Consider the following 21420-nt stretch of genomic DNA (forward strand, 5'->3'; position numbering starts at 1 on the left):
CTCGGTCATGCGATGCGCATTTCAGCAGGCCGGGCTTGCCGTGGGAATACGGCGGAAGCTACACATGAGGCCCGCTATTGCATCTGCTGCAGGTTGCCGATGCGCACCAGCATCTCGGTGAACATCTGCATGTCGGCGTCGAGATCGGGCACTTCCTTGTACTCCTTGGCGTTGTGCGCCGTGTACTTCTTGCCGGGCATCGCGGGGCCGAAGTTGATGGCGTTGGGCATCAGCTTCGCGGTGGTGCTGCCGGCCGTGGGCACCGGCTTGGCCTCGAGGCCGGTGGTGTCGCCGTAGATGTTCAACAGGGTCGAGAGCCACGCGCCCTTGGGGTCGCGCGCCATCCAGTTGCCCTGGTCGTAGGCGACCTCGAGCTTCACGTTGTTCGCGCTTGCCCACGCATCGATCTTCGACGTGACCTGCGCCTTCAGCTCGTCGGGTGTGCGCCCGCGCGGCATGCGCGCGTTGACCGTGACTTCGAGCCTGCCGTCGCCGCCCATGCGCACAAGGTTGGGCGAGAAGGTCAGCGGGCCCATGAAGTCGTCGGCATAGCCCAGGCCCATCTTCTCGCCGAGGTAGCCGGTGCCGTAGAGCGCGTCGATGTACTTCACGGCCTTCAGGTAGTGGTTGGCGGCCAACGGCACGCCGGACTCCTGCAGGAACAGTGCGAGGCGCGGCAGCGGGTTCACGCCCTCCTCGGGCCGCGAGCCATGGGCCGAGACGCCCGTTACCTTCAGCTCGATGCTGTCGGCACCGCGCGCAATGTCGATGGCGAACTTTCCGCCCTGCCCTTCGTACTTCTGCAGGAAGGCCGGCTTTGCTGCTTCGAGCTTCGCGAGCACGGCCGCAAGGTCGCCGCCCTTGAGCGTGGCCATCGCCGTCTGCGAAATCGCGTTGACCGATGCGGCGCCACTCATGGCCGTGATCGCGGTCGATGCGCCATCCGCCTGCTCTGCCGGGAACAGCACCTTCAGCGCGCCCGAGCCCTTCTCTGCCACCACGGCCGGGTACTTGCTGTCGAGCACGATGTTGTAGGCCGGCAGCTGCGTCTTGGTGCGGTAGTACTGCATCGCGTCGCCGCCGGTTTCCTCGGTGGTCTCGATCATCAGGCGGATGCTGCGTTCGATGGGCAAGCCGCTTTCCTTCACCGCCTTCATCGCATAGAGCACGGCGGCGATGGAGCCCTTGTCGTCGATGGTGCCGCGACCGTAGAGAAAGTCGCCCACTCGGGTCATCTTGAAGGGGTCGAGCCGCGTGCCGTCATCGAGCACCCATTCAGACAGCACCGCGGGCACCACGTCGGAATGCGTGAGGATGCCGAACTCCTCAGTGCCCTTGCCCTTCAGGCTGACTTCGAAGATGCGGTTGTCGACGTTGCGATAGGCCAGCCCGAAATCATTCGCCATCTTCTGCACCAGCTGGCCGAACTCGACGATCGGCGCGCTCTCATGGGGCGGAACCTGCACGTTGCGCACGGTCGGAATCGCGACCATGGTGCCGATGCTCGCAATCACTGCCTGCTGGTTCTTCAGGCGGTTGTAGAGACCAAGCAGGCGCGCGATGTTGACGAGGTCGTCGCCGGCCAGCGAGGCCTTCTTGCTGCGGTACGCATTCACGCTGCCCTGCAATGCGGGCTGGCTCTTTGCGGCCTGCGCAAGGAAAGCGTTGAAGTCGGCGGGCGGCTTGCCGGCCTGCCACGCGGCGGCGAGCTGATCGAGTTGGGGCTTCTTGATCGTTTCGGCGTGCGCCTGCGCACCAAGGGCGAGCGCGACGCCCAACGAAAGCGCCGACAATGAAAATCGAAAATGCTGCATCAGGGTCTCCCTCTCATTCTGAAAACATCTCCGAAGATAGCCGAGCGAAGAAACGAACAATGAGCAAAAGCACCGACAAGATCCGCTGCGCCTGGGCCCAGACCGACCCGCTGCTGACCGCCTATCACGACGCCGAATGGGGCGTGCCCGAGCACGACAGCCGCGCGCTGTGGGAAAAGCTCATGCTCGACGGCTTCCAGGCCGGCCTCTCGTGGCTCACCATCCTGCGCAAGCGCGACGCGTTCCGCAAGGCCTTCAAGGGCTTCGTGCCGGAGAAGATCGTCAAATTCACCGAGGCCGATGTCGAGCGGCTGATGCAAGACGCCGGCATCGTGCGTTCACGCTCGAAGATCGAGGCCGCCATCGGCAACGCGCGCGCCTACCTCGCGATGCAGGCGGCGGGCGAAGATTTCTCCGAATTCATCTGGGGCATGGCGGGTGGCAAGCCCATCGTCAACCGCACCGGCAGCGTGCCAGTAAAGACGCCGCTGTCGGAGGATATTTCCGCAGCGCTCAAGAAGCGCGGCTTCAAGTTTGTCGGCCCCGTCATCGTCTACGCGTGGATGCAGGCGACAGGCATCGTGGACGACCACGCGCACGACTGCCACCGGCACGGCGCCAAACACACACCCAAGCCCCAATGAAAAAACCGGACGCTGCTTTCGCAGGTCCGGTTTCTTGTTGACGTGTGACTGAAGCGGCTTGCGCCGCCTTCAATTACAGGCCGGCTTGACGCGTGAAGGTCAGGCCCTTCGCTTGCGAGGGGATCACGCTGCCAGCGAAGGTTTCGGGACGCAGGTTCTGACCCGGTGCGTGTGCAGCGGCAACAGCCTCGCTGCGAACAGTGGCGCGGTCGACCGAAGCGGCCAGGGCGGGCGTTGCGGTCGACGCAGCGCCTTCGTTGTCGCCATAAGCGTTACCGGCACGGGCAGCTGCCGCGGCTTGGGGCGCCACTTCGGCGCGGCTGTAGCCGGAGGTCAGGGGCTGAACGCCTTCGTAGGTTTCTGCATGGGCGCCAGCGGCGGCGAGCAGGGACAGAGCGGCGGCGGCGAGGATGTTCGAGGTCTTCATTTCAATTCCTTCTTCATTGGGCTTTTGGGTGCCCCAAGTGTGCACCGCGATTCCAAGGGTTAACCCCCATGCAATCGAATCGCAGTGTTCATGAAATTGAAACAATGAACGGGAACTTTCAATCGAGGCTAACTCAACTGCCCTTTCGGGCGCCAGAAATGCGGTTAGTTTGTGTACTTTTCCTCTAGCCCGTCAAGTGACGGGCATCGCGCAAGCAAATCCACGCACGTTGCATGCCAGCCACCGAGCCTTGCAAGTTCTCTGCCTCTCCAATGGGCCGGTCCGCGAGATTTGCATAATTCGCAATTCAAGAAATATCGCGCCCATAATGAAGGTCTGTCTAAGCAAATGATTGCGAATGAGCCTCACCGTATTTGCGAATCTTGCGAATAACCGGATAAAGCGATTAAGAAGACTTTCATGGGAGTGCGGCTGCGCAGCCTGCGCGAGGAGCGCGGCCTGAGCCAGCTCGCGCTCGCGCAGCAGCTGGGCCTGTCGCCCAGCTACCTGAACCAGATCGAGCAGAACCAACGGCCGCTCACGGTGCCGGTGCTGCTGCGCCTGCATGCCACGCTGGGCGTCGACATCCAGGCCTTCTCGGAAGACGAAGAAGCGCGCCTCATCGCCAGCCTGCGCGAAGCGCTGGCCGACAACCCCGGCGGCGATGCCGTCGCGCTGGCCGAGCTACGCGAAGTCGCCACGCAGATGCCGGCCGTGGGCCGCGCGCTGGTTGCGCTGCACCAGCGCCACCGCGATGCGATGGAACGGCTCGAGGCATTGGCGGGCGAACTCGGCGACGGCCGCGGCGATCTCGCGCGGATGCCGCAGGCGCGGCCCATGCCCTTCGAGGAAGTGCGCGACTTCTTCTTCGCACATCAAAACCACATCGCGCCACTCGACGAAGCAGCCGAAGCCCTCGCCGCGCAATGGCGCCTGCGCGAAGGCAACCCCGGCGACCGCCTCGCGCGCCAGTTGCTCGATGCGCATGGCGTGCGGGTAGTGCCCGCCGAAGACGGAGAGGCCGGCGCGCAGCGGCGCTACGACCCAGCCACGCGCGTGCTGCGGCTCTCGCCCTACTTGGAGCCCGGGCAGCATGCCTTCCAGCTCGCCACGCAGCTGGCCTTCTTCGAGGTGGGCGACATGCTCGACGAACTGGTTGCCGCCGCGCCACTATCGAGCGACACGGCCCGCTCGCTGGCGCGCATCGGCCTGGCCAACTACTTCGCCGCCGCGCTGCTGCTGCCCTACGGCGAGTTCCTCGAAACCGCCGAGCAGTTGCGCTACGACATCGACCAGCTGGCGCGCCGCTTCGGCGTGGGCTTCGAAACCATCTGCCATCGCCTGAGCTCGCTGCAGCGGCCCGAGGCACGCGGCGTGCCCTTCTTCCTGATTCGCGTCGATCGCGCGGGCAACATCTCGAAGCGGCAGTCGGCCACGCACTTCCACTTCTCGAAGACCGGCGGCACCTGCCCGCTGTGGAACGTGTACGAGGCCTTCGCGCAGCCGGGCCGCGTGCTCACGCAGCTCGCTCGCATGCCCGACGGCCGCGCCTACCTCTGGATTGCGCGCACCGTGTCGCACGGCTATCGCGGCTACGGCTCGCCCAACAAGACCTTCTCGATCGGGCTGGGCTGCGACATCAGCCACGCCACGCGGCTGGTCTATTCAAAGGGCATGGACCTGCGCGACCCCGATGTGCCCACGCCCATCGGCGCGGGCTGCAAGGTGTGCGAACGCGAGGCCTGCCCGCAGCGCGCGTTTCCGTTCGTGGGCCGGCCACTCGACGTGGACGAGAACCAGAGCCGGTTCATGCCCTACGCGGCAGCACCGTCCGGCAACAACGCGATCGTCAGGAGCGCGGCCAGGCGCGCACCAGCGTCCGCAGCGCGACCCCGCCGCTCCCCTTGACCTCGGCGCGATAAGTGCCCACCAGCGCCTCGCGCTCGGCTGCGGCCTGCGGGTCGTTACGCCAAGCCAGCAAGGCGGCCACATCGGCATCGGGCAGCGCGGCGAGCAGCGCCTGCGTTACCTGCTTTTCGAACTCGCGTGCCACCAGCATCAGGTTGCGCGGGCGCGTCGACGTCACGCCGCGCGACCACAGCGTGTCGAGAGCCATGTCGAGCGTGCGGTCCGGCAGCGAGCTGAGTTGTCCGCCGTTGCCGCGCGCCAGTTGCTTGACCACCGCGCTCATCAGCAGCTGGCTAGAAAAGTCGATCTCGCGAACATCGGCCACGGCCATGCGTTCGAGCAGTTCGGTGCGCGCTGGGTCGGCCGGCTTGGCGCGCTCGCGATTGAAGAACTCGGCCCTGCCGGCCTCGCTCATCGCGGTGTAGTCGGTGCGCAGCTTCACGAAGCGGGCCAGGGCGGCCCGCAATTCGGGGCTGGGCGCTGCACCGCCGTTGCCCGCCGATGCCACTTCCTGCTGGATGGCGGACACAGATGCGGCAGTGTTGAACGCGCGCGTGGCGGCCGTGTCCAGCGCCTTGAGCGCCTTGTCGGCGATGGCCTGGTCATCGGGGTCAAGCAGTTCCTTTGCACCGCGCGCGACGGCGCCGGGCGCATAGGACGCCTGGTAGCGCGCCTGCACGCCTTCGAACTGCAGGAGTGCTTCCGCGCGGTTCTGCGCCCAGCCCATCAATGGGGCCAGAGACAGCAAAAGCAACAGGGAGAAACGGAACGGGGAAAGACGGTTCGGAGAGAGCATGGTGCCATTATTGGCACACCTGCTCGTTCCCCACGTCGCGCCATCTTGTGAAGTAAAGCAAAAGTTCAGGCTCGTCGCATGGAAGTCGAAACGCGTCCGTTCGCAGCCAAGCAACTGGATGTGAATGGCCACCAGGCATATGATTCAACCGAGATATTTCGCAAATTCGATTGAATAATTTTCATGCTCCAGTCGATCCTCGAAATACGTCATCTGCGCACACTCATCGCGCTTCGCGACACCGGCAGCCTGGTGCGCGCGGCGCAATTGCTCAACCTCACGCAATCGGCGCTGTCGCACCAGATCAAGCTGCTCGAAGACCGCTACGACGCGCAACTGTTCGAGCGCAAGTCGGTGCCGCCGCAGTTCAGCACCACCGGCCTGCGGCTGCTGCAGCTGGCCGACACCGCGCTGCCGCTCATCGAGGAAGCAGAGCGCGACGTGGCGCGGCTCGCGCTGGGGCGCAGCGGCCAGCTGCGCATCGTGGTCGAGTGCCACGCCTGCTTCGACTGGCTGATGCCGGCAATGGACGCGTTCCGCCAGCGCTGGCCCGAGATCGAGCTCGACATCGTCTCCGGCTTTCACTCCGACCCGATCGCGCAGGTGATGCAGAACCGCGCCGAAGTGGCGATCGTGTCCAGGGAAGGCCCCGACGAAGCGGTGGACTATCACGCGCTGTTCCGCTTCGAAATCATGGCCCTGCTGGCCAACGACCATCCGCTGACGGCCAAGGCCTACCTCACGGCGCGCCACTTCACCGACCAGACGCTCATCACCTACCCCGTGCCCGATGAAGTGATCGACGTCGTGCGGCAGGTGCTGGCGCCTGCGGGCGCGGAGCCTGCGCACCGGCGCACGACCGAGCTCACGGTGGCGATGCTGCAGCTGGTGGCGAGCGGGCGCGGCGTGGCAACGCTGCCGCTGTGGGCGGTGCAGAACTACCTGGACCGCGGCTACGTCACTGCCCGGCGCGTGGGCAGCAAGGGCCTGACGGGACGGCTCTACATGGCGTGCACGCCGGGCACGTCGGAGCAGCCGTGGCTGGCGGACTTCGTGCGCGTCACGCGAGAGAACTGCTTCAAGAGCCTGTCGGGAATCGAGCTGCTCTGAGCTCTTTTCTTCTCTTCAGAACCGCGTGCCCACAGACAGCCGCACCATGTCCTGCGCGGTGAAGTTCACCTTCGGGTCGTAGGCCGCGCGAACGAACCAGCGCGGCCAGTCGTAGGTAACCGTCAGGCCCGCGCGACGAATGAACCGGCCATCGACAGTGCCCTGCTTGGCCAGCAGATCGACGGTCAGGCGTTGCCGCTCGGGCAGCGGCACGCGGTAGATCAGATGCACGTCCTGCTGGTCGGGGTTCAGCCGGTTGTCGCGGATCAGCGAGAGCGACAGCGCCGTGCCGTCCGTCCACTTGTAGCCGCCATACACCGTGTATGAATCGTTCGGGTCGAAGTTCAGGTTCGCGTAGTTGCGAAGGTTGGTGCGGCCCAGCCCCGTGCCGACGAACCAGCTGTCGCCGGTTTCCACCGCCAGGCTGCCGCCCACGAACCCACCCGAGGCGGCCTGCAACGACGGCAACACCCGCACCGGCCCCAGCGTGAAGGTGTGGTCCCATCCCACGCGCGGCTGCGCGAAGTCGAGCACCGGCGAGCGGAACCAGCCGATCCAGACATTGCCGTCGCCGTAGGTGTAGCGCAGGTTCATGTCCAGCCCCGGCCCCGCGGGCAGGCCGCCGCCGGAAACCCGGTAGGCGCCCACGGTGAGCTTGAATGGCAGCTCGGCCGGCTCGTCGTCGGCCCACGCGGCCGGCGCCAGGCACAGCAGGGCCGCTGCAGCGGCAAGTCTGCGATGGCGTGCCGGCGCGCTCAAAACATGCTCGCGCCAATGTTGATGAGCAACGCGAGCACGGTCGTGTTGAAGAGGTAGGCCAGGATGCAATGCACCGAGCCGATGCGCCGCAGAGGCTTGGACACGAAGGACACATCCGCCGTCTGCCCCGAAGTTCCGATCACCGCGGAGAAATAGAAGAAATCGCCATAGGTCGGCGGTTCGTCGTCCGGAAACTGGAGGCCGGGTTTGCGCCCCCGGCCAGCGCCGGCGTAGTAGTCGTGCGCGTAGTGCAGCGTGAACATGATCTGCGTGAAAGCCCACGACGACATCACCGTGAGCCCGGCCAGCGCGATGTGCGCGATCTTCTCCAGGCCGTGCATGTCCTTCACCACCGCGAGCTCGCCGCCAATGGCCGCCAGGCTCGCAATAGCGGACACCACCACCAGCACGAGGATGACGATCTGCCCATCGTCCTGCATCTGCGCGCGGTAGCGCATGTGCTGCTGCGACGACCGGGTCATCATGACCGCGGCCAGCAGCACGTACAGGCAGGCCCCCGTGTTCCACGCTATCAGCAGGCGCGTGACCAGGTGGGCTTCAACGGCCGAGGGTATGAGCAGGCCGGTCGCAATGGCGATGGCCGTGGCAATGAAGAGTCGCGGCCGGGCGGCCATCGGGCGGAGGAATCTGTGTCGCTGGAGTTTCATCAAGGCTTGGGCACGGCACGCCGCCGGGGTGGCGGCGCTACGGCCTGACCTGCGACTGTCGACGATGCTCTCTTGCGGCTACCTGACGAAGCACTTTTCTGCCGCACCGCGCTGAGCAGCCAGTCACGAAAAGCCGCGACTTTCGGCCGGTCGCGGCTGCCCTCGGGGCACACAAGGTAGTACGCGAAGTCTTCGAGCCACGTCGCTTTCGAGAGCTGCACGAGCCGGCCTTGCTCGATCTCGGGAGCCATCATGGCCGCGGGCAGCAGGGCCGCGCCCTGCCCCGCGAGCACCGCCTGCAGCAGCAGGCCGGCGTCGTCGAAAGAAGGCCCGCGCGCCGGGCCGGCATCTTCGATGCCCTGCGCCTCGAACCACAGGCGCCAGCCCTTGCGATCGGCATCGTTCACGCGCGGCCACAGCAGCAGGTCGGCCGGCTTCTTCGGCTTGCCGTGTTCGGCGACCAGCGCGGGCGCGGCGACGGGAATCATCTCGACCGTGAGCACGCGCTGGCTGGCGAGCCCGGGGTACTGGCCCATGCCGTGGCGGATGGCAACGTCAACGCCATCGCGCGAGAAATCGGCCAGCGCATTGCCGGTCAGCACTTGCAGGTCGATGTCGGGATGCGCGTCCTGGAAGGACTTCAGGCGCGGCACGAGCCACGCCGAAGCGAAGAACGGCGTGGCGCTCACGGTGAGCAGACCGGTCTCCGCGGGAACGGCGACCTTTTGCGTGGCATCGCTGATCTGCCTGAAGGCATTGCGCACGGGCGGCAGATAAGCCTGGCCCGCGTCGGTCAGGAAAACGCCGCGATTGACGCGGCGGAACAGCTGCACGCCAAGGTGCAGCTCCAGCGTCTTGACGAGCTGGCTCACGGCGCCGGGGGTCACGCACAGTTCGTCCGCCGCGTTCTTCACCGAGAGATGGCGCGCTGTGGCTTCGAAGGCGCGGAGTGCATTGAGGGGCGGTAGCTGGTGTTCCATTATTTAGAAATTCTGATCCAGCAACGGTAGAAGTTCTGGTTTGCAGCACAGATTGATAAGCGGGAATATTGGCACACCCGAAATCAATCCATTCAGATATTCTGATCTTTAAAGGCCTATTCCCTTGAGCCACACGCCAACCTCATCGCAAGCCGGCGGCCTCTTCCGCGGCTGGCTGGTGGTCGCAGGCGCCTTTGCCGTGACCTTTGTCGGCTTCGGCAGCGCCTACACCTTCAGCGCCTTTCTCGAATCGCTGCAGAAAGACTTCGGCGCCTCGCGCGGCTCGGTTTCGCTGGTGTTCTCGCTGGCAGGCTTTCTCTATTTCGGCCTCGGCGTGCTCAGCGGTCCGCTGGCCGACCGCTGGGGTTCGCGGCGGCTGGCCGTCGCCGGCATGGTGCTGGTCGGGCTGGGGCTGGCGCTTGCGGGGCAGGCGCGGAGCCTGACGCAGATCTATCTCGCTTATGGGCTCGGCGTCGGCCTCGGGGTCGGCGCGTCGTACGTGCCGGTCCTGGGTGCGGTGCAGCGCTGGTTCGTCAGGCGGCGCGGCTTTGCCTCGGGGCTGGCCGTGAGCGGCATCGGCGTGGGCACGCTGGTGATGCCGCCGCTGGCGTCGTTCTTCATCGAGACGCTGGGCTGGCGGAACGCCTACCTGGCGCTAGGCGCGCTGGCGGTGGTGGTGGGCGTGGGCATGGCGCTGCTGATCGAAAACGACCCGCGCGACCGCGGGCTCGGCCCCGACGGCGATCCACCGCAGCCCAAGGCGGCGTCGGCCCAGGCCGAGGGCTTCGCGGTGCGCGATGCCGTGCGCTCGAGGCGCTTCGCCGGCCTGTACGTAGCCTGCCTCATCAGCTCCTTCGGCCTGTTCGTGCCCTTCGTGCATCTCGTGCCCTACGCGCTGGACCACGGCGTGCCCAATGCGTACGCGGTGCTGCTGCTGGGTGCCATCGGCGTCGGCAGCACGGCCGGGCGCTTCTTCCTGGGAGGGCTCGCTGACCGCATGGGACGCGCGCAGACCATGCTGCTGATGTCGACCGGCATGGCGCTGTCGCTGCTCGTGTGGGCAGCGTCCAGCGGCTTCTGGGGGCTGGCGGTGTTCGCGTTTTTCTACGGCGCGTTCTATGGCGGCTTTGTCGCGCTACTGCCGGCGCTGGTGATGGACTACTTCGGCGGGCGCAACATCGGCGCGATCATCGGTGTGCTCTACACAAGCGTGGCCTTCGGCACGCTGGTCGGCCCGGCCGCCGCGGGCTTTGCCTTCGACGTGAGCCGCAGCTACTTGCTGCCGATCCTGTTCAGCGTGGGGGCTAACCTGATAGCGGCCGGCATCATGTGGGCGATGTCGCGGATGGACGCCTCTGCAAAGCTGGCCAGCACGGCCTCGCCGCGGGGTACAGTCGGGCATGACCCAAGCACCGCCCGCCGCTCCTAGCCCGCCTCCCGCATCGGCTGCACCTGCCGAAATCACGGAAAACCAGGCGATCATGCGCGCCTGGGTGCTTTTCACCGTGTTGTTCGTGGTGGTGATCGGCCTGCTTTGGGTCGTGCAGTCCCACTACGGCTGACCACCGCCAGCGTCCGGCTCAGGACGCCTTCTGCACCAGCTTCAGCACGCTCGAGAAATCGAGCGCGCCATGGCCCGCGAGGCTGTGTGCCGCATACAGGCTGCGCGCCAACCCACCAAGCGGCGTGGCTGCGCGCACTGCGGTCGCGTTTTCCTGCGCGAGCCCCAGGTCCTTGAGCATCAGGTCGGTGCCGAAGCCGCCGGCATAGTTCTTCGAGGCGGGCGAAGTTTCCATCACGCCCGGCATCGGGTTGTACTTTTCCAGCGCCCAGTTGCCGCCCGAGCTGCGGCGCATGATCTCTGACAGCACCTTCGGGTCGAGCCCGTTGGCCACACCCAGCGCCAGCGCCTCCGAGGTGCCGATCATCAGAATGCCGAGCAGCATGTTGTTGCAGATCTTCGCGGTCTGCCCCGCACCGGCCGCGCCGGCGTGGAAGATGTTGGCACCCATCTTCTCGAGCACCGGGCGCGCACGCTCCAGGTCTTGCGTCTCGCCGCCGACCATGAAGGTCAGCGTGCCGGCGATCGCGCCGCCGGTGCCGCCCGACACTGGCGCATCGATCATCGCGATGCCCTTGGCGCCGGCCGCTTCGGCCACCTTGCGCGACGTGGCTGCGGCGATGGTGCTGCTGTCGATCACCAACGTGCCGGCGCGAATGCTGTCGAGCAGGCCGGGCTTGCCGGCGCCGCCGAGAAACAGACCTTCCACGTGCGCGCTGGCCGGCAGCATGCTGATGACAACCTCGGCGTCAACCACCGCTTCTGCAGCCGAAGCGGCAATGGGCAGCCCATCGCCGCCGAATTTCTTGCAGGCCTCGGCCGAGAGGTCGAAGGCGCTGAGCGTGTGGCCGGCCTTGAGCAGGTTCATGGCCATCGGGCCGCCCATGTTGCCGAGGCCGATGAATGCGATCTTCATTTGTCTTGTCTCCGTTGTTCTGTGCGGGAAATGATGAAACTCAGACCAGCGACGCCAGCTCGGCAGGCATTTCGCCACGCGGGCGCAGGTGGTCTTCGATGAAGGCAGGCGTGATCTCGTCGAGCGTGGCCGGGCTCCAGCGCGGGTTGCGGTCCTTGTCGACCAGCACGGCCCGGATGCCTTCGGCAAAGTCCTTGTGCGCGCAGAAGCCGAGCGAAGCCCAGTATTCGAGGCGAAACACTTCAGCCAGCGACATGCGCAGCACGCGCTGCCACAGCTCGAAGCTCAGCGCGGCGGAACTCGGCGCGCCCTTGGCGAAGGTCTTGGCCGCCGTCTGCAGCCACGCGTCGTCGCTTTGCAGGTCGCGCAGGCGCTTCGCAATGTCGAGCAGGTCGTCGCCGGCCATCAGGGCATTGATGGTGTCGTAGTGCTCGCGCACCTTCGACGCCGGCATCTCGGCGCTCTCGCCCGCCTTGGCGAGGATGCGCGACAGCGTGGCGCGATCGGCCTTCTGCTCGCCTGCCCACTGCGTGGCGCCGATGGCTTCGAGCACTTCGCCCTTGCGCTCCTGCGGCACCAGCACATCGGCGAGCCCGCAAAAAATGGTGTCTGCGGCATTCACGTTGGCGGCCGTGAGCGCGAGAAACAGCCCCGTGCGGCCCGGCGTGCGGCGCAGGAACCAGCTGCCACCCACGTCGGGGTACAGGCCGATGTTGATCTCGGGCATGGCGATGCGGCTCTGCAGCGTCATCACCCGGTGCGATGCACCGGCCAGCAGGCCGACGCCGCCACCCATCACGATGCCGTGGCCCCAGCACAGGAAGGGCTTGGGGAAGGTGTGGATCAGGTAGTCGAGCTCGTACTCTTCGCGGAAGAAATCTTCGGCGTAGGTGTTGCGCGCGGGGCCGCAGTCGAGCAGCGTCTGGTAGAGCTGGCGCAGATCGCCGCCGGCGCAGAAGGCCTTTTCGCCCGCGGCCTGCAGCAGCACGCCGACGATGCCGGCGTCGGCAGCCCAGTCGCGCAGCTTGGGCGTGAGCAGGCGCACCATGTCCACGGACAGCGCGTTGAGCGAAGCCGGTGCGTTGAGCGTGGCCACGGCAAAGCGCTGGCCACCGGCGGTCTTGATTTCGTCGAAGAGAACTACGGAGTCGGTCATTGTCTTGAGGGTTCTGGATGCGAGGCCTCAGCGGATATCGCTGTCCCCTTCCAGCAATTTTCGCGCAACGATCACGCGCATGATCTCGTTGGTGCCTTCGAGGATCTGGTGCACGCGCGCATCGCGAACCAGCCGCTCCAGCGGGAACTCGCTGAGATAGCCATAGCCGCCATGCAGCTGCAGCGCGTCGTTGCAGACGTTGAAGCCCGCATCGGTCGCGAAGCGCTTGGCCATCGCGCAATAGGTGCTCGCATCGGCATGGCCGGCATCGAGCTTCGATGCCGCGAGCCGCACCATCTGCCGCGCCGCGACCAGTTCGGTCGCCATGTCGGCCAGCTTGAATTGCAGCGCCTGGAAGCTCGCGAGCGGCTTGCCGAACTGCTGGCGCTCGTGCAGGTAGCGACGCGCTGCATCCAGCGCGCCCTGCGCCGCGCCCACCGAGCAGGTCGCGATGTTGATGCGCCCGCCGTCCAGCCCCTTCATGGCAATGCGAAAGCCCTCGCCTTCCTTGCCCAGCAGGTTCTGCGCGGGAATGCGCACGTTGTCGAAATTGATGGTGCGCGTGGGCTGGCTGTTCCAGCCCATCTTGTGCTCCTTCTTGCCGTAGCTGATGCCCGGCGCGTCAGCCGGCACTGCAAAGGCCGAGATGCCGCTCGCACCCGCGCCGCCCGTGCGCGCCATCAGCACCAGCACGTCGGTCGAGCCCGCGCCGGAGATAAAGGCCTTGCCGCCGTTGATGACGTACTCGGCGCCCTGCAGCTCGGCACGCGTCTTGAGCGAGCCCGCGTCCGATCCGGCGCCGGGCTCGGTCAGGCAGTACGAAGCGAGCTTGCGCCCGCTCGTCAGTTCTTCACCCCATTGCTTCGCCACCGCATCGGTCGCCCAGGTGCCGAGCATCCACGTCGCCATGTTGTGGATCGTGATGAAGGCCGTGGTCGAAGGGTCGACCGCGGCCATCTCCTCGAACACCAGTGCGGCGTCGAGTCGCGGCAGGCCGAGGCCACCGACTCGCTCGGGCGCGTAGAGGCCGCAGAAGCCCAGCTCGCCGGCCTTTGCGATGGCCTCCTTCGGGAAGATGGCCTCGGCGTCCCACTGCGCCGCGTGCGGCGCGAACTCGGCCTGTGCAAAGTCGCGCGCACTCTGTGCAAAGGCGCGCTGCTCTTCGGAAAGTTCGAAGTCCATCCGGCGGACTTCTTACTTGAGGCTGATCGTCGTGTTGACGCCGTGCGAGACGGTGCTGTCGTCGAACCAGCGCGCCGTCACCGTCTTGGTCTGCGTGTAGAACATGATGACCTGCTTGCCGTACGGCCCCAGGTCGCCCAGCTTCGACGCACGCGAGCCGGTGAACGAGAACATCGGAACCGGCACCGGAATCGGCACGTTGATGCCGACCTGACCCACGTCGATGTCTTCCTGGAACCGACGCGCTGCGGCACCCGACTGCGTGAAGATCGCGGTGCCGTTGCCGTTCGGGTTGCTGTTGATCAGGTCGATGGCTTCGTCGATGTTCTCTGCATCGGCAACGCACAGCACCGGGCCGAACACTTCCTGGTCATAGATCGTCATGCCAGGCTTCACGCCCGTGAAGATCGTCGGGCCGACGAAGTTGCCCTTCTCGTAGCCGGGTACGGTGGGCTTGCGGCCGTCGAGCACGAGCTTGGCACCGTCGGCCTCGCCGCGTTCGATGAGACTGTTGACGCGGTCGTACGCTGCGCACGAAACCAGCGGGCCCACGTCCACGCCCTTCTCGGTGCCGGCGCCGATCTTCAGCGTCTTGGCCTTCTCGATGAGTTCGGGCACCCAGTTGCGCGCCTCGCCAACCAGCACCGCCACCGACACCGCCATGCAGCGTTGACCAGCCGCACCGAAGCTCGCGCCGGCCAGCGCATTGAGCGTCTGCTCCTTGTTCGCGTCGGGCATCACGATGGCGTGGTTCTTCGCACCCATCATGCATTGCGCGCGCTTGCCGTTCAGCGTGGCACGGTTGTAGACGTGCGTGCCGACCTTGGTCGAGCCCACGAAGCTGATCGCCTTGATGTCCTTGTGATCGCAGATGCCGTTGACGATCGCCTCGCCGCCGTGCACCACGTTCAGCACGCCAGGCGGAATGCCGGCTTCGAGCGCCAGCTCGCACAGGCGCATGGTGACCATCGGGTCTTGCTCGGAGGGCTTCAGCACGAAGGTGTTGCCAGTGACGATGGCCATCGGGAACATCCACAGCGGGATCATGGCCGGGAAATTGAACGGCGTGATGCCGGCGCATACGCCCAGCGGCTGCAGCAGCGTGTAGGTGTCGACACCGTTGGCCACGTTGTTGGCCAGTTCGCCGAGCTGCAGGTTGCCGATGTTCGATGCGTGCTCGACCACTTCGAGGCCGCGGAACACGTCGCCTTCGGCATCAGGCAGCGTCTTGCCCTGCTCGGCCGTGAGGATCGCGGCGAGCTCGCCCATGTGTTCGCGAATGAGTTGCTGCAGCTTCAGGAAGATGCGGGCGCGCGCGCCGATGGGCGTCTTGCGCCAGGTCTTGAAGGCTTCCTTGGCGGAAGCCACGGCGGCGTCGAGTTCGGCTTGCGTCGCGAAGGGCACGCGGGCCAGCACCTGCTGCGTGGCCGGGTTGACGACGTCGCGCCATTCGGTGGTCTTCGATTCGACCAGCTTGCCGCCGATCAGCAATTTGACGGTGGCGACCTGGGTCGAGGGCGTGGTGGTGGCGTCCATGGGGTTTGTCTCCTGTGAATCCGGTGAAATTCGGGTGCCGGTCTGGCCGGTTCGGTCACGCATCCTAGCTTTGCAGATTTGCCATGACAATAGACAAATATGCGCGGCCGCTTTGCAAAAATGCAGAGCCTCAAACCGGAGACACGAGAGCACATGGACTGGGACAACCTGCGGTACTTTCTGGAGCTGGCGCGCTCGGGCACGCTGATGAGCGCGGCCCGTCGGCTCGAGGTCGACCACACCACCGTGGCGCGCCGTATCCAGGCACTTGAAAAGGAAGTCGGCGCCCCGCTCTTCTCGCGTGAATCGGGCGGACACCGGCTCACCGAGGCCGGCCGGCGGCTGCAGCCTCAGGTCGAGGCGATGGAGAGCGCCTTCCGCACCGTGGAAAGCGCAGCGCCGGCTTCGCAGGAAGGCCTGTCGGGGCTGGTGCGCATCGGCGCGACCGAGGGCTTCGGCACGGTGGTGCTGGCACCGCAGCTGGCGTTGTTCGCGGTGCAGCATCCGAAGCTCACCATCGATCTGCTCGCGATGCCGCGCCTCGTGCATCTGTCGCGGCGCGAGGCCGACATCGTGATCTCGCTCGAACGCCCGGCGCGCGGGCCGGTGGTGGTCACCAAGCTCACCGACTACACGCTGCGGCTCTACGCATCGAAAAAATATCTGGCCGCGCACAAGCCCATCAAGACGCGCGAAGACCTGCGCGGCCACACTTTCATCAGCTACGTCGACGACCTGCTCTTCAGCAAGGAACTGCAGTACCTCGACGAACTGCACCGCCCCGACGCCTTCGCGCTGCGCAGCACCAGCGTGCTGGCGCAGCACGGTGCAGTGGTGGCTGGCGCGGGCATCGCGGTGCTGCCGGCCTTCATCGCGGAGAACGACAGCGCGCTGAAGCCCGTGCTGCCGGGGCAAGCGAACTTCACGCGCACGTTCTGGATGTCGATGCCGGCAGAAACCAAGCATCTGGGGCGCATGCAGACGGTGTGGAACTTCCTGCGCGAGACGGTGCAGGCGCGGCAGGCGCTGTTGCTTCTGGCCCCGCCCGGCGATGAGAATGGCGCGTCACAGCAGCAGCGCCCGGCCCGCCCGCGCAGGCCAACCCCGTAGCCAGCCCCCAACACGGAGACCCGCCCCATGCCACGCCACCGCCCCGCACGTCTTGAACACATCGCAGGCATCGGCGTCGACCGCATGGGCGCCATCGCCGACGACGCCGATGGCCCGCCCTTTCTGCGGCTCGAGAACCTCGACGTCGACATCCCTCCCGACCCCGAAGCCATCGCGCGCACCGTGCGTGCCGCCTCGGAAGACTCGGACAACAGCTACTTGCCCTTCGTCGGCCAGTCTCGATTGCGCGACGTGGCGGCGCGGCATGTGTCCGCGCTGTCGGGCGTGGCGTATAGCGGCGCACGCAACTGCGTGATCTCGGCAGGCGGACTCTCGGGCATCCTCAACGCGCTGCTCGCGACGGTCGAGGTGGGCGACGAAGTGCTGGTGACCGATCCGACCTACGCGGGGCTGCTCAATCGCATCCGCCTCGCCGGCGGCACGCCGAAGTACGTGCCGTTCCAGTTCACCCCCGGTGGCGAATGGAAGCTCGATCGCGCCGCACTGCACACCGCCATCAGCCCCCGCGTGCGCGTGATGCTGCTGATGTCGCCCTCGATGCCCACGGGCGGCTGCTTCGATGAAGAAGACTGGCGCGCCATCGCCGCGCTGTGCGTGCAGCACGACCTGACGCTGATCCTCGACAGCGCCATGGAACGCCTGCTGTTCGACGGCCGGCAGGTGATCCACCCGGCAGGATTGCCCGGCATGGCCGAGCGCACCATCACCGTCGGCTCATCGGCCAAGGAACTGCGCATGATCGGCTGGCGCGTCGGCTGGACCGTGGCGCCCGAGAGCTACATGCCCGATCTCGTGGCCGTATCGCTGGCCAATGTGGTGGTGCCGGTCGGCATCGCTCAGGATGCGGTGGCAACGGCGCTGGAGCAATCGGTGCGCACGCTCGCGCCGTACGTAGGCGAGCTGGAGCGGCGGCGTGACGCGGTGCTGGACGAACTTCGCGGCCTGCCCGTGGGTGTGCCGGGCGGCGGCTGGTCGCTGCTGCTGCGCACGAGCGACTTCGGCATCGACGGGCAGACACTGTCGCAGCGCCTGCTGTCGCATCGCGTCTGCGCCACGGCGATGCAAGGCTGGGGCGAGACGCACGGCGCGCAATACCTGCGCTTTGTGTTTTCCAACGAGCCGGTGGAGCGGCTGCGCGGGTTGGGAGACAAGGTGCGGGCTGCGCTGGGCGCCTAGGGCCACACCGCCGGGTGGCTGCCCGGCGGCATCGAGGGTCGCGCCCATCCTGCGGGCGTTCGCGACAGCTGCGCGCTGTGGCGCAGCGCGGCCAGTTCGCCGAAGCCGGAGGCCGAGGTCTCGACGTACGGCTTGAGGTCAGGTCTTGCAATCGACAAGCCACCCGGCACGCGACCGAGGCTGCGCAGCCACTGCCCCGTCTGCGCCAGCGACACCTGCACGTGCCAGCTGCCGCCCTCCTGCTGCTGTCGCCACAGCGCAGCGGCGGCACCGAATGCGATCAGGTAGCCGGTCGCTTCGTCGAGGATCTGCATTGGCAGTGGCTTCGGCTTGCCGTCTCCGGCGGCCTCGCCTTCGGCGTGGTTGAAGCCCATTGCGGTCTGCACGAGCGAATCGAAACCACGGCGATTGGCCCACGGCCCCTGGGTGCCGTAGGCCGTCAGAGACACGCACACGATGCCCGGCCGCAACCGCGCCAGCTCCGCCGACCCGAAACCCAGCGATGCGACGCCGCCGGGCCGGTAGCCCTGCACGAAGACATGCGCCTGCGTGGCGAGCTGCCGCAGCGCGGCGCGGCCCTCGTCGGTGCGCAGGTCCACGTGCGTCGACAGCTTGCCGCGGCTGGTGTCGGCGATGGATTCGATGTTCGGCAGGTTCGGCGAATTGACGAGCATCACGTCAGCGCCATACGCCGCCAGCGCGCGGCCACCGACCGGGCCCGCGAGGATGCGTGTCAGGTCGAGCACGCGCACACCCGTCAGCGGCCGCTGGTCTTCGCGCAGCGGCGACAGCGCGAGCGGCGGTGCGTCGCCGATGCGTTCGATGGTGAAGAGCGGTTGCGCCGCAATGGCCCGGCCTTGCGGCGTGGCGTCCCACTCGTCGAAGCGGCGCAGCGCGGTTGCCACCAGCCCTTGTGCAGCGGACGCATCCTCGAATTCATGCGCGCGCCAAGTCGCCATCACCGCCTCGGCCTCGGCACGCGTGGCAGTGGCCGGGTCCAGCTTCATCAGCCGCAACGCCCCATCGCGGTGATGCGCAAAGTTCGCGTGAATGCGCACCCAGCCGTCGGCGCAGCGGTACAGCCCCGAGAAGGTGTCCCACGGATCGGGCACGCGCCCGTCGAGGCTGAACCAGCCGGTGCAGTCGAGTGCTGCATGCTGCATGTCGACGCCGACCTGCTGGCGCGGCGAACCTCGCAGGTGCCCGAGCTCGCAGGAAGCCAACGCCGCCGCAGCGATGGTGCTCTGCGCCGCCACGCCGACCGCAAAAGACGACGGCAGCACCGGGTCGGCGCCCGTGAGCCGCGCAAATGGCAAGGCTTCCGCGGGCAGGCCCGCCTGCCGCCAGATGCCGTCCAGAACTTCGTTCGCATTCATTCCTGTGTGCTCCAAAGAAAAAGGCAGGGCCCGCTCTCGCGGCCCTGCCCTTCGTTGTCGTTGCGTTCGCTGCCCTGTTACTGGATCAGCTTGGCGCCGGTCTTGGACTGCAGCGTGTCGAAGCTGACGCCCGGCGCCAGCTCGACGACCTTCAGGCCTTCGGGCACCACGTCCATCACGGCCAGGTCGGTGATGATGCGGTCGACCACGCCCACGCCCGTCAGCGGCAGGGTGCACTTCTCGAGGATCTTCAGGTCCTCGGTGCCGTCCTTCTTCTTGGCGACGTGTTCCATCAGCACGATCACGCGCTTCACGCCGGCCACGAGGTCCATTGCGCCGCCCATGCCCTTGACCATCTTGCCGGGAATCATCCAGTTGGCGAGGTCGCCTTTGGTGCTGACCTGCATCGCGCCCAGGATCGACAGGTTGATCTTGCCGCCGCGGATCATCGCGAAGCTGTCATGGCTGCCGAAGATGGCCGAGCCGGGCAGCGTGGTCACGGTCTGCTTGCCGGCGTTGATCAGGTCGGCGTCGACCTGGTCTTCGGTTGGGAAGGGGCCGATGCCGAGCATGCCGTTCTCGCTCTGCAGCCACACTTCTTTCGTGCCGGTGTGGTTGGCCACCAGCGTGGGAATGCCGATGCCGAGGTTGACGTAGAAGCCGTCTTCGAGTTCTTGCGCGGCGCGGGCCGCCATCTGGTCTTGGGTCCAGGGCATCTCAGGCTCCTTCTTTCTTGTTGGCGGGCACGGTGGGCACCGGCACTTCGCTGGTGGCGGCGGCCTGGGCGATGGCGGTCTGGGCCTCGACCTTGGCGGCGGCGGCATCGACCGATGCGCTCACGGTGCGCTTCTCGATGCGCTTCTCGGGGCTGGCGTTGAGCACGATGCGGTGCACGTAGATGCCCGGCAGGTGGATGTCATCGGGGGCCAGCTCGCCCACTTCGACGATCTTCTCGACCTCGACGATGCAGATCTTGCCGGCCATGGCGGCGGCCGGGTTGAAGTTGCGCGCCGTCAGGCGAAAGCGCAGGTTGCCCGACTTGTCGGCCACGTCGGCCTTTACCAGTGCCACGTCGGGCAGCAGCGAGCGTTCCATCACGTAGGTTTCGCCATCGAACTCGCGCAGTTCCTTGCCCTCGGCCACTTGCGTGCCCACGCCGGTCTTGGTGAAGAAGGCCGGAATGCCCGCGCCGCCGGCGCGCAGCTTCTCGGCCAGCGTGCCCTGGGGCGTGAATTCGAGCTCGAGTTCGCCGGCCAGGTACTGGCGCTCGAACTCCTTGTTTTCGCCCACGTAGGAGGCGACCATCTTCTTGATCTGGCGCGTTTCCAGCAGCTTGCCGAGGCCGAAGCCGTCGACGCCCGCGTTGTTCGAGACAACGGTGAGGTTCTGCACGCCGGAGTCCTTGAGCGCTTCGATCAGCGCTTCGGGAATGCCGCACAGGCCGAAGCCGCCGACCGCGAGCATCTGCCCGTCGGCGACGACCCCCTTGAGTGCCGCGTCCGCGGTGGGAAAAATCTTGTTCACTCGGGCTCCTTGATGGATGAATGGAGAGTGGGTGGGAAAGGGGCGGGAAACCCCTGAACGATACTACCTACTCGCATACGTAGTATTTCGTAATGGAGACCCCCGATGCCCGAGATCGATTACCGGCTGGCTTTTGAACACGCGCCCGTCGGCATGGTGGTTTCGAGCAACCGCACCATCGTGGCCTGCAACGTGCGCGTGTGCGAGATTTTTGGCGCAACGCCCTCCGCGCTGGTCGGGCATTCGTTCAGCATCCTGTACCCCAGCGTGGCCGAGTTCGAGCGCATCGGCAAGCGCATGGAGCCCTTTCTGAACGCCAGCGGCCACTACGCCGACAACCGCATGATGAGGCGCCTGGGTGGCCTGCATGGCGCCATCGCGGGCGAAACCTTCTGGTGCCACGTCACGGGCCACGCGATGAACCGCGCCGCCCCGCACGAGGCCGGCATCTGGACCTTCGAAGACCTGGGCTCGCGCCGCGCCGTGAAGGCCGAGCTCACGCCACGCGAGCGCGAAGTGGCGGCGCAGGTGATGCGCGGGCTGACCTCCAAGGAGATCGGCAAGGCGCTGGGCATCAGTCACCGCACAGTGGAGCTGCACCGGGCGCGGCTGATGCGCAAGTACGCGGCTGCGACCACCGCCGAGCTGGTGCAGAAGCTGATCGCGGGTTAGGTCCTGACGATTGCCAGGGCCTGCCGGAAGTTCCGGCCACAAGCCGCCTGATCGTTGCGAAAACGGAAACGCCGTGTCGTCGAA

Annotated in this window: 21 protein-coding genes; 8 read left to right on the forward strand and 13 right to left on the reverse strand. The window is 66.5% G+C overall.

Going from position 1 to position 21420, the window contains the following annotated elements; genetic code table 11:
• Positions 1 to 74: 74 nt before the first annotated feature.
• Positions 75 to 1814 (reverse strand): dipeptidase, encoded by a 1740-nt coding sequence (locus ACSFCA_RS02955; protein ID WP_435458563.1) that lies wholly within the window; start codon positions 1812 to 1814, stop codon positions 75 to 77.
• Between the two features lie 59 nt (positions 1815 to 1873).
• On the opposite strand from ACSFCA_RS02955, the gene ACSFCA_RS02960 reads away from it, so the two are divergent.
• Positions 1874 to 2458: a DNA-3-methyladenine glycosylase I gene (locus ACSFCA_RS02960; RefSeq protein ID WP_435458564.1), complete on the forward strand. Its 585-nt coding sequence runs from the start codon at positions 1874 to 1876 to the stop codon at positions 2456 to 2458.
• Between the two features lie 73 nt (positions 2459 to 2531).
• Here the strand turns inward: ACSFCA_RS02960 and ACSFCA_RS02965 are convergent, their stop codons facing one another.
• Entirely contained in the window at positions 2532 to 2885 is a 354-nt protein-coding gene (locus ACSFCA_RS02965) for an alpha/beta hydrolase (protein ID WP_258354228.1), read from the reverse strand.
• 405 nt (positions 2886 to 3290) lie between these two features.
• Here ACSFCA_RS02965 and ACSFCA_RS02970 point away from each other — a divergent pair, with 405 nt between their 5' ends.
• Complete coding sequence (locus ACSFCA_RS02970) at positions 3291 to 4793, forward strand: short-chain fatty acyl-CoA regulator family protein (protein ID WP_258354227.1); 1503 nt, start codon at positions 3291 to 3293, stop codon at positions 4791 to 4793.
• Here ACSFCA_RS02970 and ACSFCA_RS02975 read toward each other — a convergent pair.
• Positions 4735 to 5589: a hypothetical protein gene (locus tag ACSFCA_RS02975; protein WP_435458565.1), complete on the reverse strand. Its 855-nt coding sequence runs from the start codon at positions 5587 to 5589 to the stop codon at positions 4735 to 4737. The two genes, ACSFCA_RS02970 and ACSFCA_RS02975, sit on opposite strands and share 59 nt — an antisense overlap.
• Before the next feature lie 183 nt (positions 5590 to 5772).
• Between ACSFCA_RS02975 and ACSFCA_RS02980 the strand changes: the two genes are divergently transcribed.
• A complete protein-coding gene (locus tag ACSFCA_RS02980; RefSeq protein ID WP_435458566.1) occupies positions 5773 to 6699 on the forward strand; it encodes a LysR family transcriptional regulator in 927 nt (308 codons plus the stop codon).
• A gap of 15 nt (positions 6700 to 6714) precedes the next feature.
• On the opposite strand, the gene ACSFCA_RS02985 is transcribed toward ACSFCA_RS02980, so the two are convergent.
• The 3 genes from ACSFCA_RS02985 to gcvA are packed head-to-tail and all read right to left on the reverse strand — an operon-like array spanning position 6715 to position 9106.
• Positions 6715 to 7458, reverse strand: a complete 744-nt coding sequence (locus ACSFCA_RS02985) for a hypothetical protein (protein ID WP_435458567.1) — start codon at positions 7456 to 7458, stop codon at positions 6715 to 6717.
• The gene (locus tag ACSFCA_RS02990) at positions 7455 to 8093 is read right to left on the reverse strand and encodes a DUF1345 domain-containing protein (RefSeq protein WP_435458568.1); all 639 of its coding nucleotides are present in this window, start codon (positions 8091 to 8093) and stop codon (positions 7455 to 7457) included. Before ACSFCA_RS02990 ends, ACSFCA_RS02985 begins: the two co-directional genes overlap by 4 nt.
• 32 nt (positions 8094 to 8125) lie before the next feature.
• A complete protein-coding gene (gene gcvA / locus ACSFCA_RS02995; RefSeq protein WP_435458569.1) occupies positions 8126 to 9106 on the reverse strand; it encodes a transcriptional regulator GcvA in 981 nt (326 codons plus the stop codon).
• Positions 9107 to 9230: 124 nt separating this feature from the next.
• On the opposite strand from gcvA, the gene ACSFCA_RS03000 reads away from it, so the two are divergent.
• Together ACSFCA_RS03000 and ACSFCA_RS03005 are read left to right on the forward strand one after the other, a co-directional pair.
• Entirely contained in the window at positions 9231 to 10535 is a 1305-nt protein-coding gene (locus ACSFCA_RS03000) for an MFS transporter (protein ID WP_435458570.1), read from the forward strand.
• Positions 10507 to 10668: a hypothetical protein gene (locus ACSFCA_RS03005; RefSeq protein ID WP_435458571.1), complete on the forward strand. Its 162-nt coding sequence runs from the start codon at positions 10507 to 10509 to the stop codon at positions 10666 to 10668. Before ACSFCA_RS03000 ends, ACSFCA_RS03005 begins: the two co-directional genes overlap by 29 nt.
• Before the next feature lie 18 nt (positions 10669 to 10686).
• Here the strand turns inward: ACSFCA_RS03005 and mmsB are convergent, their stop codons facing one another.
• The 4 genes from mmsB to ACSFCA_RS03025 are packed head-to-tail and all read right to left on the reverse strand — an operon-like array spanning position 10687 to position 15457.
• The gene (gene mmsB, locus ACSFCA_RS03010) at positions 10687 to 11583 is read right to left on the reverse strand and encodes a 3-hydroxyisobutyrate dehydrogenase (RefSeq protein ID WP_435458572.1); all 897 of its coding nucleotides are present in this window, start codon (positions 11581 to 11583) and stop codon (positions 10687 to 10689) included.
• A 40-nt stretch (positions 11584 to 11623) separates the two neighbouring features.
• Complete coding sequence (locus ACSFCA_RS03015; protein ID WP_258354219.1) at positions 11624 to 12739, reverse strand: enoyl-CoA hydratase/isomerase family protein; 1116 nt, start codon at positions 12737 to 12739, stop codon at positions 11624 to 11626.
• 27 nt (positions 12740 to 12766) lie between these two features.
• A complete protein-coding gene (locus ACSFCA_RS03020; protein WP_435458573.1) occupies positions 12767 to 13921 on the reverse strand; it encodes an acyl-CoA dehydrogenase family protein in 1155 nt (384 codons plus the stop codon).
• Between the two features lie 12 nt (positions 13922 to 13933).
• Positions 13934 to 15457 (reverse strand): CoA-acylating methylmalonate-semialdehyde dehydrogenase, encoded by a 1524-nt coding sequence (locus ACSFCA_RS03025; protein WP_435458574.1) that lies wholly within the window; start codon positions 15455 to 15457, stop codon positions 13934 to 13936.
• A 153-nt stretch (positions 15458 to 15610) separates the two neighbouring features.
• Here ACSFCA_RS03025 and ACSFCA_RS03030 point away from each other — a divergent pair, with 153 nt between their 5' ends.
• Together ACSFCA_RS03030 and ACSFCA_RS03035 are read left to right on the forward strand one after the other, a co-directional pair.
• Positions 15611 to 16567 (forward strand): LysR family transcriptional regulator, encoded by a 957-nt coding sequence (locus ACSFCA_RS03030; RefSeq protein WP_435458575.1) that lies wholly within the window; start codon positions 15611 to 15613, stop codon positions 16565 to 16567.
• Positions 16568 to 16594: 27 nt separating this feature from the next.
• Positions 16595 to 17764, forward strand: coding sequence for a pyridoxal phosphate-dependent aminotransferase (locus ACSFCA_RS03035; protein ID WP_435458576.1), 1170 nt, complete (start codon positions 16595 to 16597; stop codon positions 17762 to 17764).
• On the opposite strand, the gene ACSFCA_RS03040 is transcribed toward ACSFCA_RS03035, so the two are convergent.
• From ACSFCA_RS03040 to ACSFCA_RS03050, 3 genes are all read right to left on the reverse strand, one after another.
• Positions 17761 to 19140 (reverse strand): CoA transferase, encoded by a 1380-nt coding sequence (locus tag ACSFCA_RS03040; RefSeq protein WP_258354214.1) that lies wholly within the window; start codon positions 19138 to 19140, stop codon positions 17761 to 17763. The genes ACSFCA_RS03035 and ACSFCA_RS03040 overlap by 4 nt on opposite strands.
• Positions 19141 to 19217: 77 nt before the next feature.
• A complete protein-coding gene (locus ACSFCA_RS03045; RefSeq protein WP_093055639.1) occupies positions 19218 to 19856 on the reverse strand; it encodes a 3-oxoacid CoA-transferase subunit B in 639 nt (212 codons plus the stop codon).
• Position 19857: 1 nt separating this feature from the next.
• Positions 19858 to 20664: a CoA transferase subunit A gene (locus ACSFCA_RS03050; protein ID WP_435458577.1), complete on the reverse strand. Its 807-nt coding sequence runs from the start codon at positions 20662 to 20664 to the stop codon at positions 19858 to 19860.
• Positions 20665 to 20769: 105 nt separating this feature from the next.
• Here ACSFCA_RS03050 and ACSFCA_RS03055 point away from each other — a divergent pair, with 105 nt between their 5' ends.
• A complete protein-coding gene (locus ACSFCA_RS03055; RefSeq protein ID WP_093055635.1) occupies positions 20770 to 21336 on the forward strand; it encodes a LuxR C-terminal-related transcriptional regulator in 567 nt (188 codons plus the stop codon).
• Positions 21337 to 21420: the final 84 nt, after the last annotated feature.

This window comes from Variovorax multivorans, assembly GCF_051216835.1.
Lineage (GTDB): Bacteria > Pseudomonadota > Gammaproteobacteria > Burkholderiales > Burkholderiaceae_C > Variovorax.

Excerpts from the sequence above, each read along its gene's own strand:
- ACSFCA_RS02955 (WP_435458563.1), bottom strand. The coding sequence starts at position 1,814 with ATGCAGCATTTTCGATTTTCATTGTCGGCGCTTTCGTTGGGCGTCGCG.
- ACSFCA_RS02960 (WP_435458564.1), top strand. The coding sequence starts at position 1,874 with ATGAGCAAAAGCACCGACAAGATCCGCTGCGCCTGGGCCCAGACCGAC.
- ACSFCA_RS02965 (WP_258354228.1), bottom strand. The coding sequence starts at position 2,885 with ATGAAGACCTCGAACATCCTCGCCGCCGCCGCTCTGTCCCTGCTCGCC.
- ACSFCA_RS02975 (WP_435458565.1), bottom strand. The coding sequence starts at position 5,589 with ATGCTCTCTCCGAACCGTCTTTCCCCGTTCCGTTTCTCCCTGTTGCTT.
- ACSFCA_RS02980 (WP_435458566.1), top strand. The coding sequence starts at position 5,773 with ATGCTCCAGTCGATCCTCGAAATACGTCATCTGCGCACACTCATCGCG.
- ACSFCA_RS02990 (WP_435458568.1), bottom strand. The coding sequence starts at position 8,093 with ATGGCCGCCCGGCCGCGACTCTTCATTGCCACGGCCATCGCCATTGCG.
- gcvA (WP_435458569.1), bottom strand. The coding sequence starts at position 9,106 with ATGGAACACCAGCTACCGCCCCTCAATGCACTCCGCGCCTTCGAAGCC.
- ACSFCA_RS03005 (WP_435458571.1), top strand. The coding sequence starts at position 10,507 with ATGACCCAAGCACCGCCCGCCGCTCCTAGCCCGCCTCCCGCATCGGCT.
- mmsB (WP_435458572.1), bottom strand. The coding sequence starts at position 11,583 with ATGAAGATCGCATTCATCGGCCTCGGCAACATGGGCGGCCCGATGGCC.
- ACSFCA_RS03015 (WP_258354219.1), bottom strand. The coding sequence starts at position 12,739 with ATGACCGACTCCGTAGTTCTCTTCGACGAAATCAAGACCGCCGGTGGC.
- ACSFCA_RS03020 (WP_435458573.1), bottom strand. The coding sequence starts at position 13,921 with ATGGACTTCGAACTTTCCGAAGAGCAGCGCGCCTTTGCACAGAGTGCG.
- ACSFCA_RS03025 (WP_435458574.1), bottom strand. The coding sequence starts at position 15,457 with ATGGACGCCACCACCACGCCCTCGACCCAGGTCGCCACCGTCAAATTG.
- ACSFCA_RS03030 (WP_435458575.1), top strand. The coding sequence starts at position 15,611 with ATGGACTGGGACAACCTGCGGTACTTTCTGGAGCTGGCGCGCTCGGGC.
- ACSFCA_RS03035 (WP_435458576.1), top strand. The coding sequence starts at position 16,595 with ATGCCACGCCACCGCCCCGCACGTCTTGAACACATCGCAGGCATCGGC.
- ACSFCA_RS03040 (WP_258354214.1), bottom strand. The coding sequence starts at position 19,140 with ATGAATGCGAACGAAGTTCTGGACGGCATCTGGCGGCAGGCGGGCCTG.
- ACSFCA_RS03045 (WP_093055639.1), bottom strand. The coding sequence starts at position 19,856 with ATGCCCTGGACCCAAGACCAGATGGCGGCCCGCGCCGCGCAAGAACTC.
- ACSFCA_RS03055 (WP_093055635.1), top strand. The coding sequence starts at position 20,770 with ATGCCCGAGATCGATTACCGGCTGGCTTTTGAACACGCGCCCGTCGGC.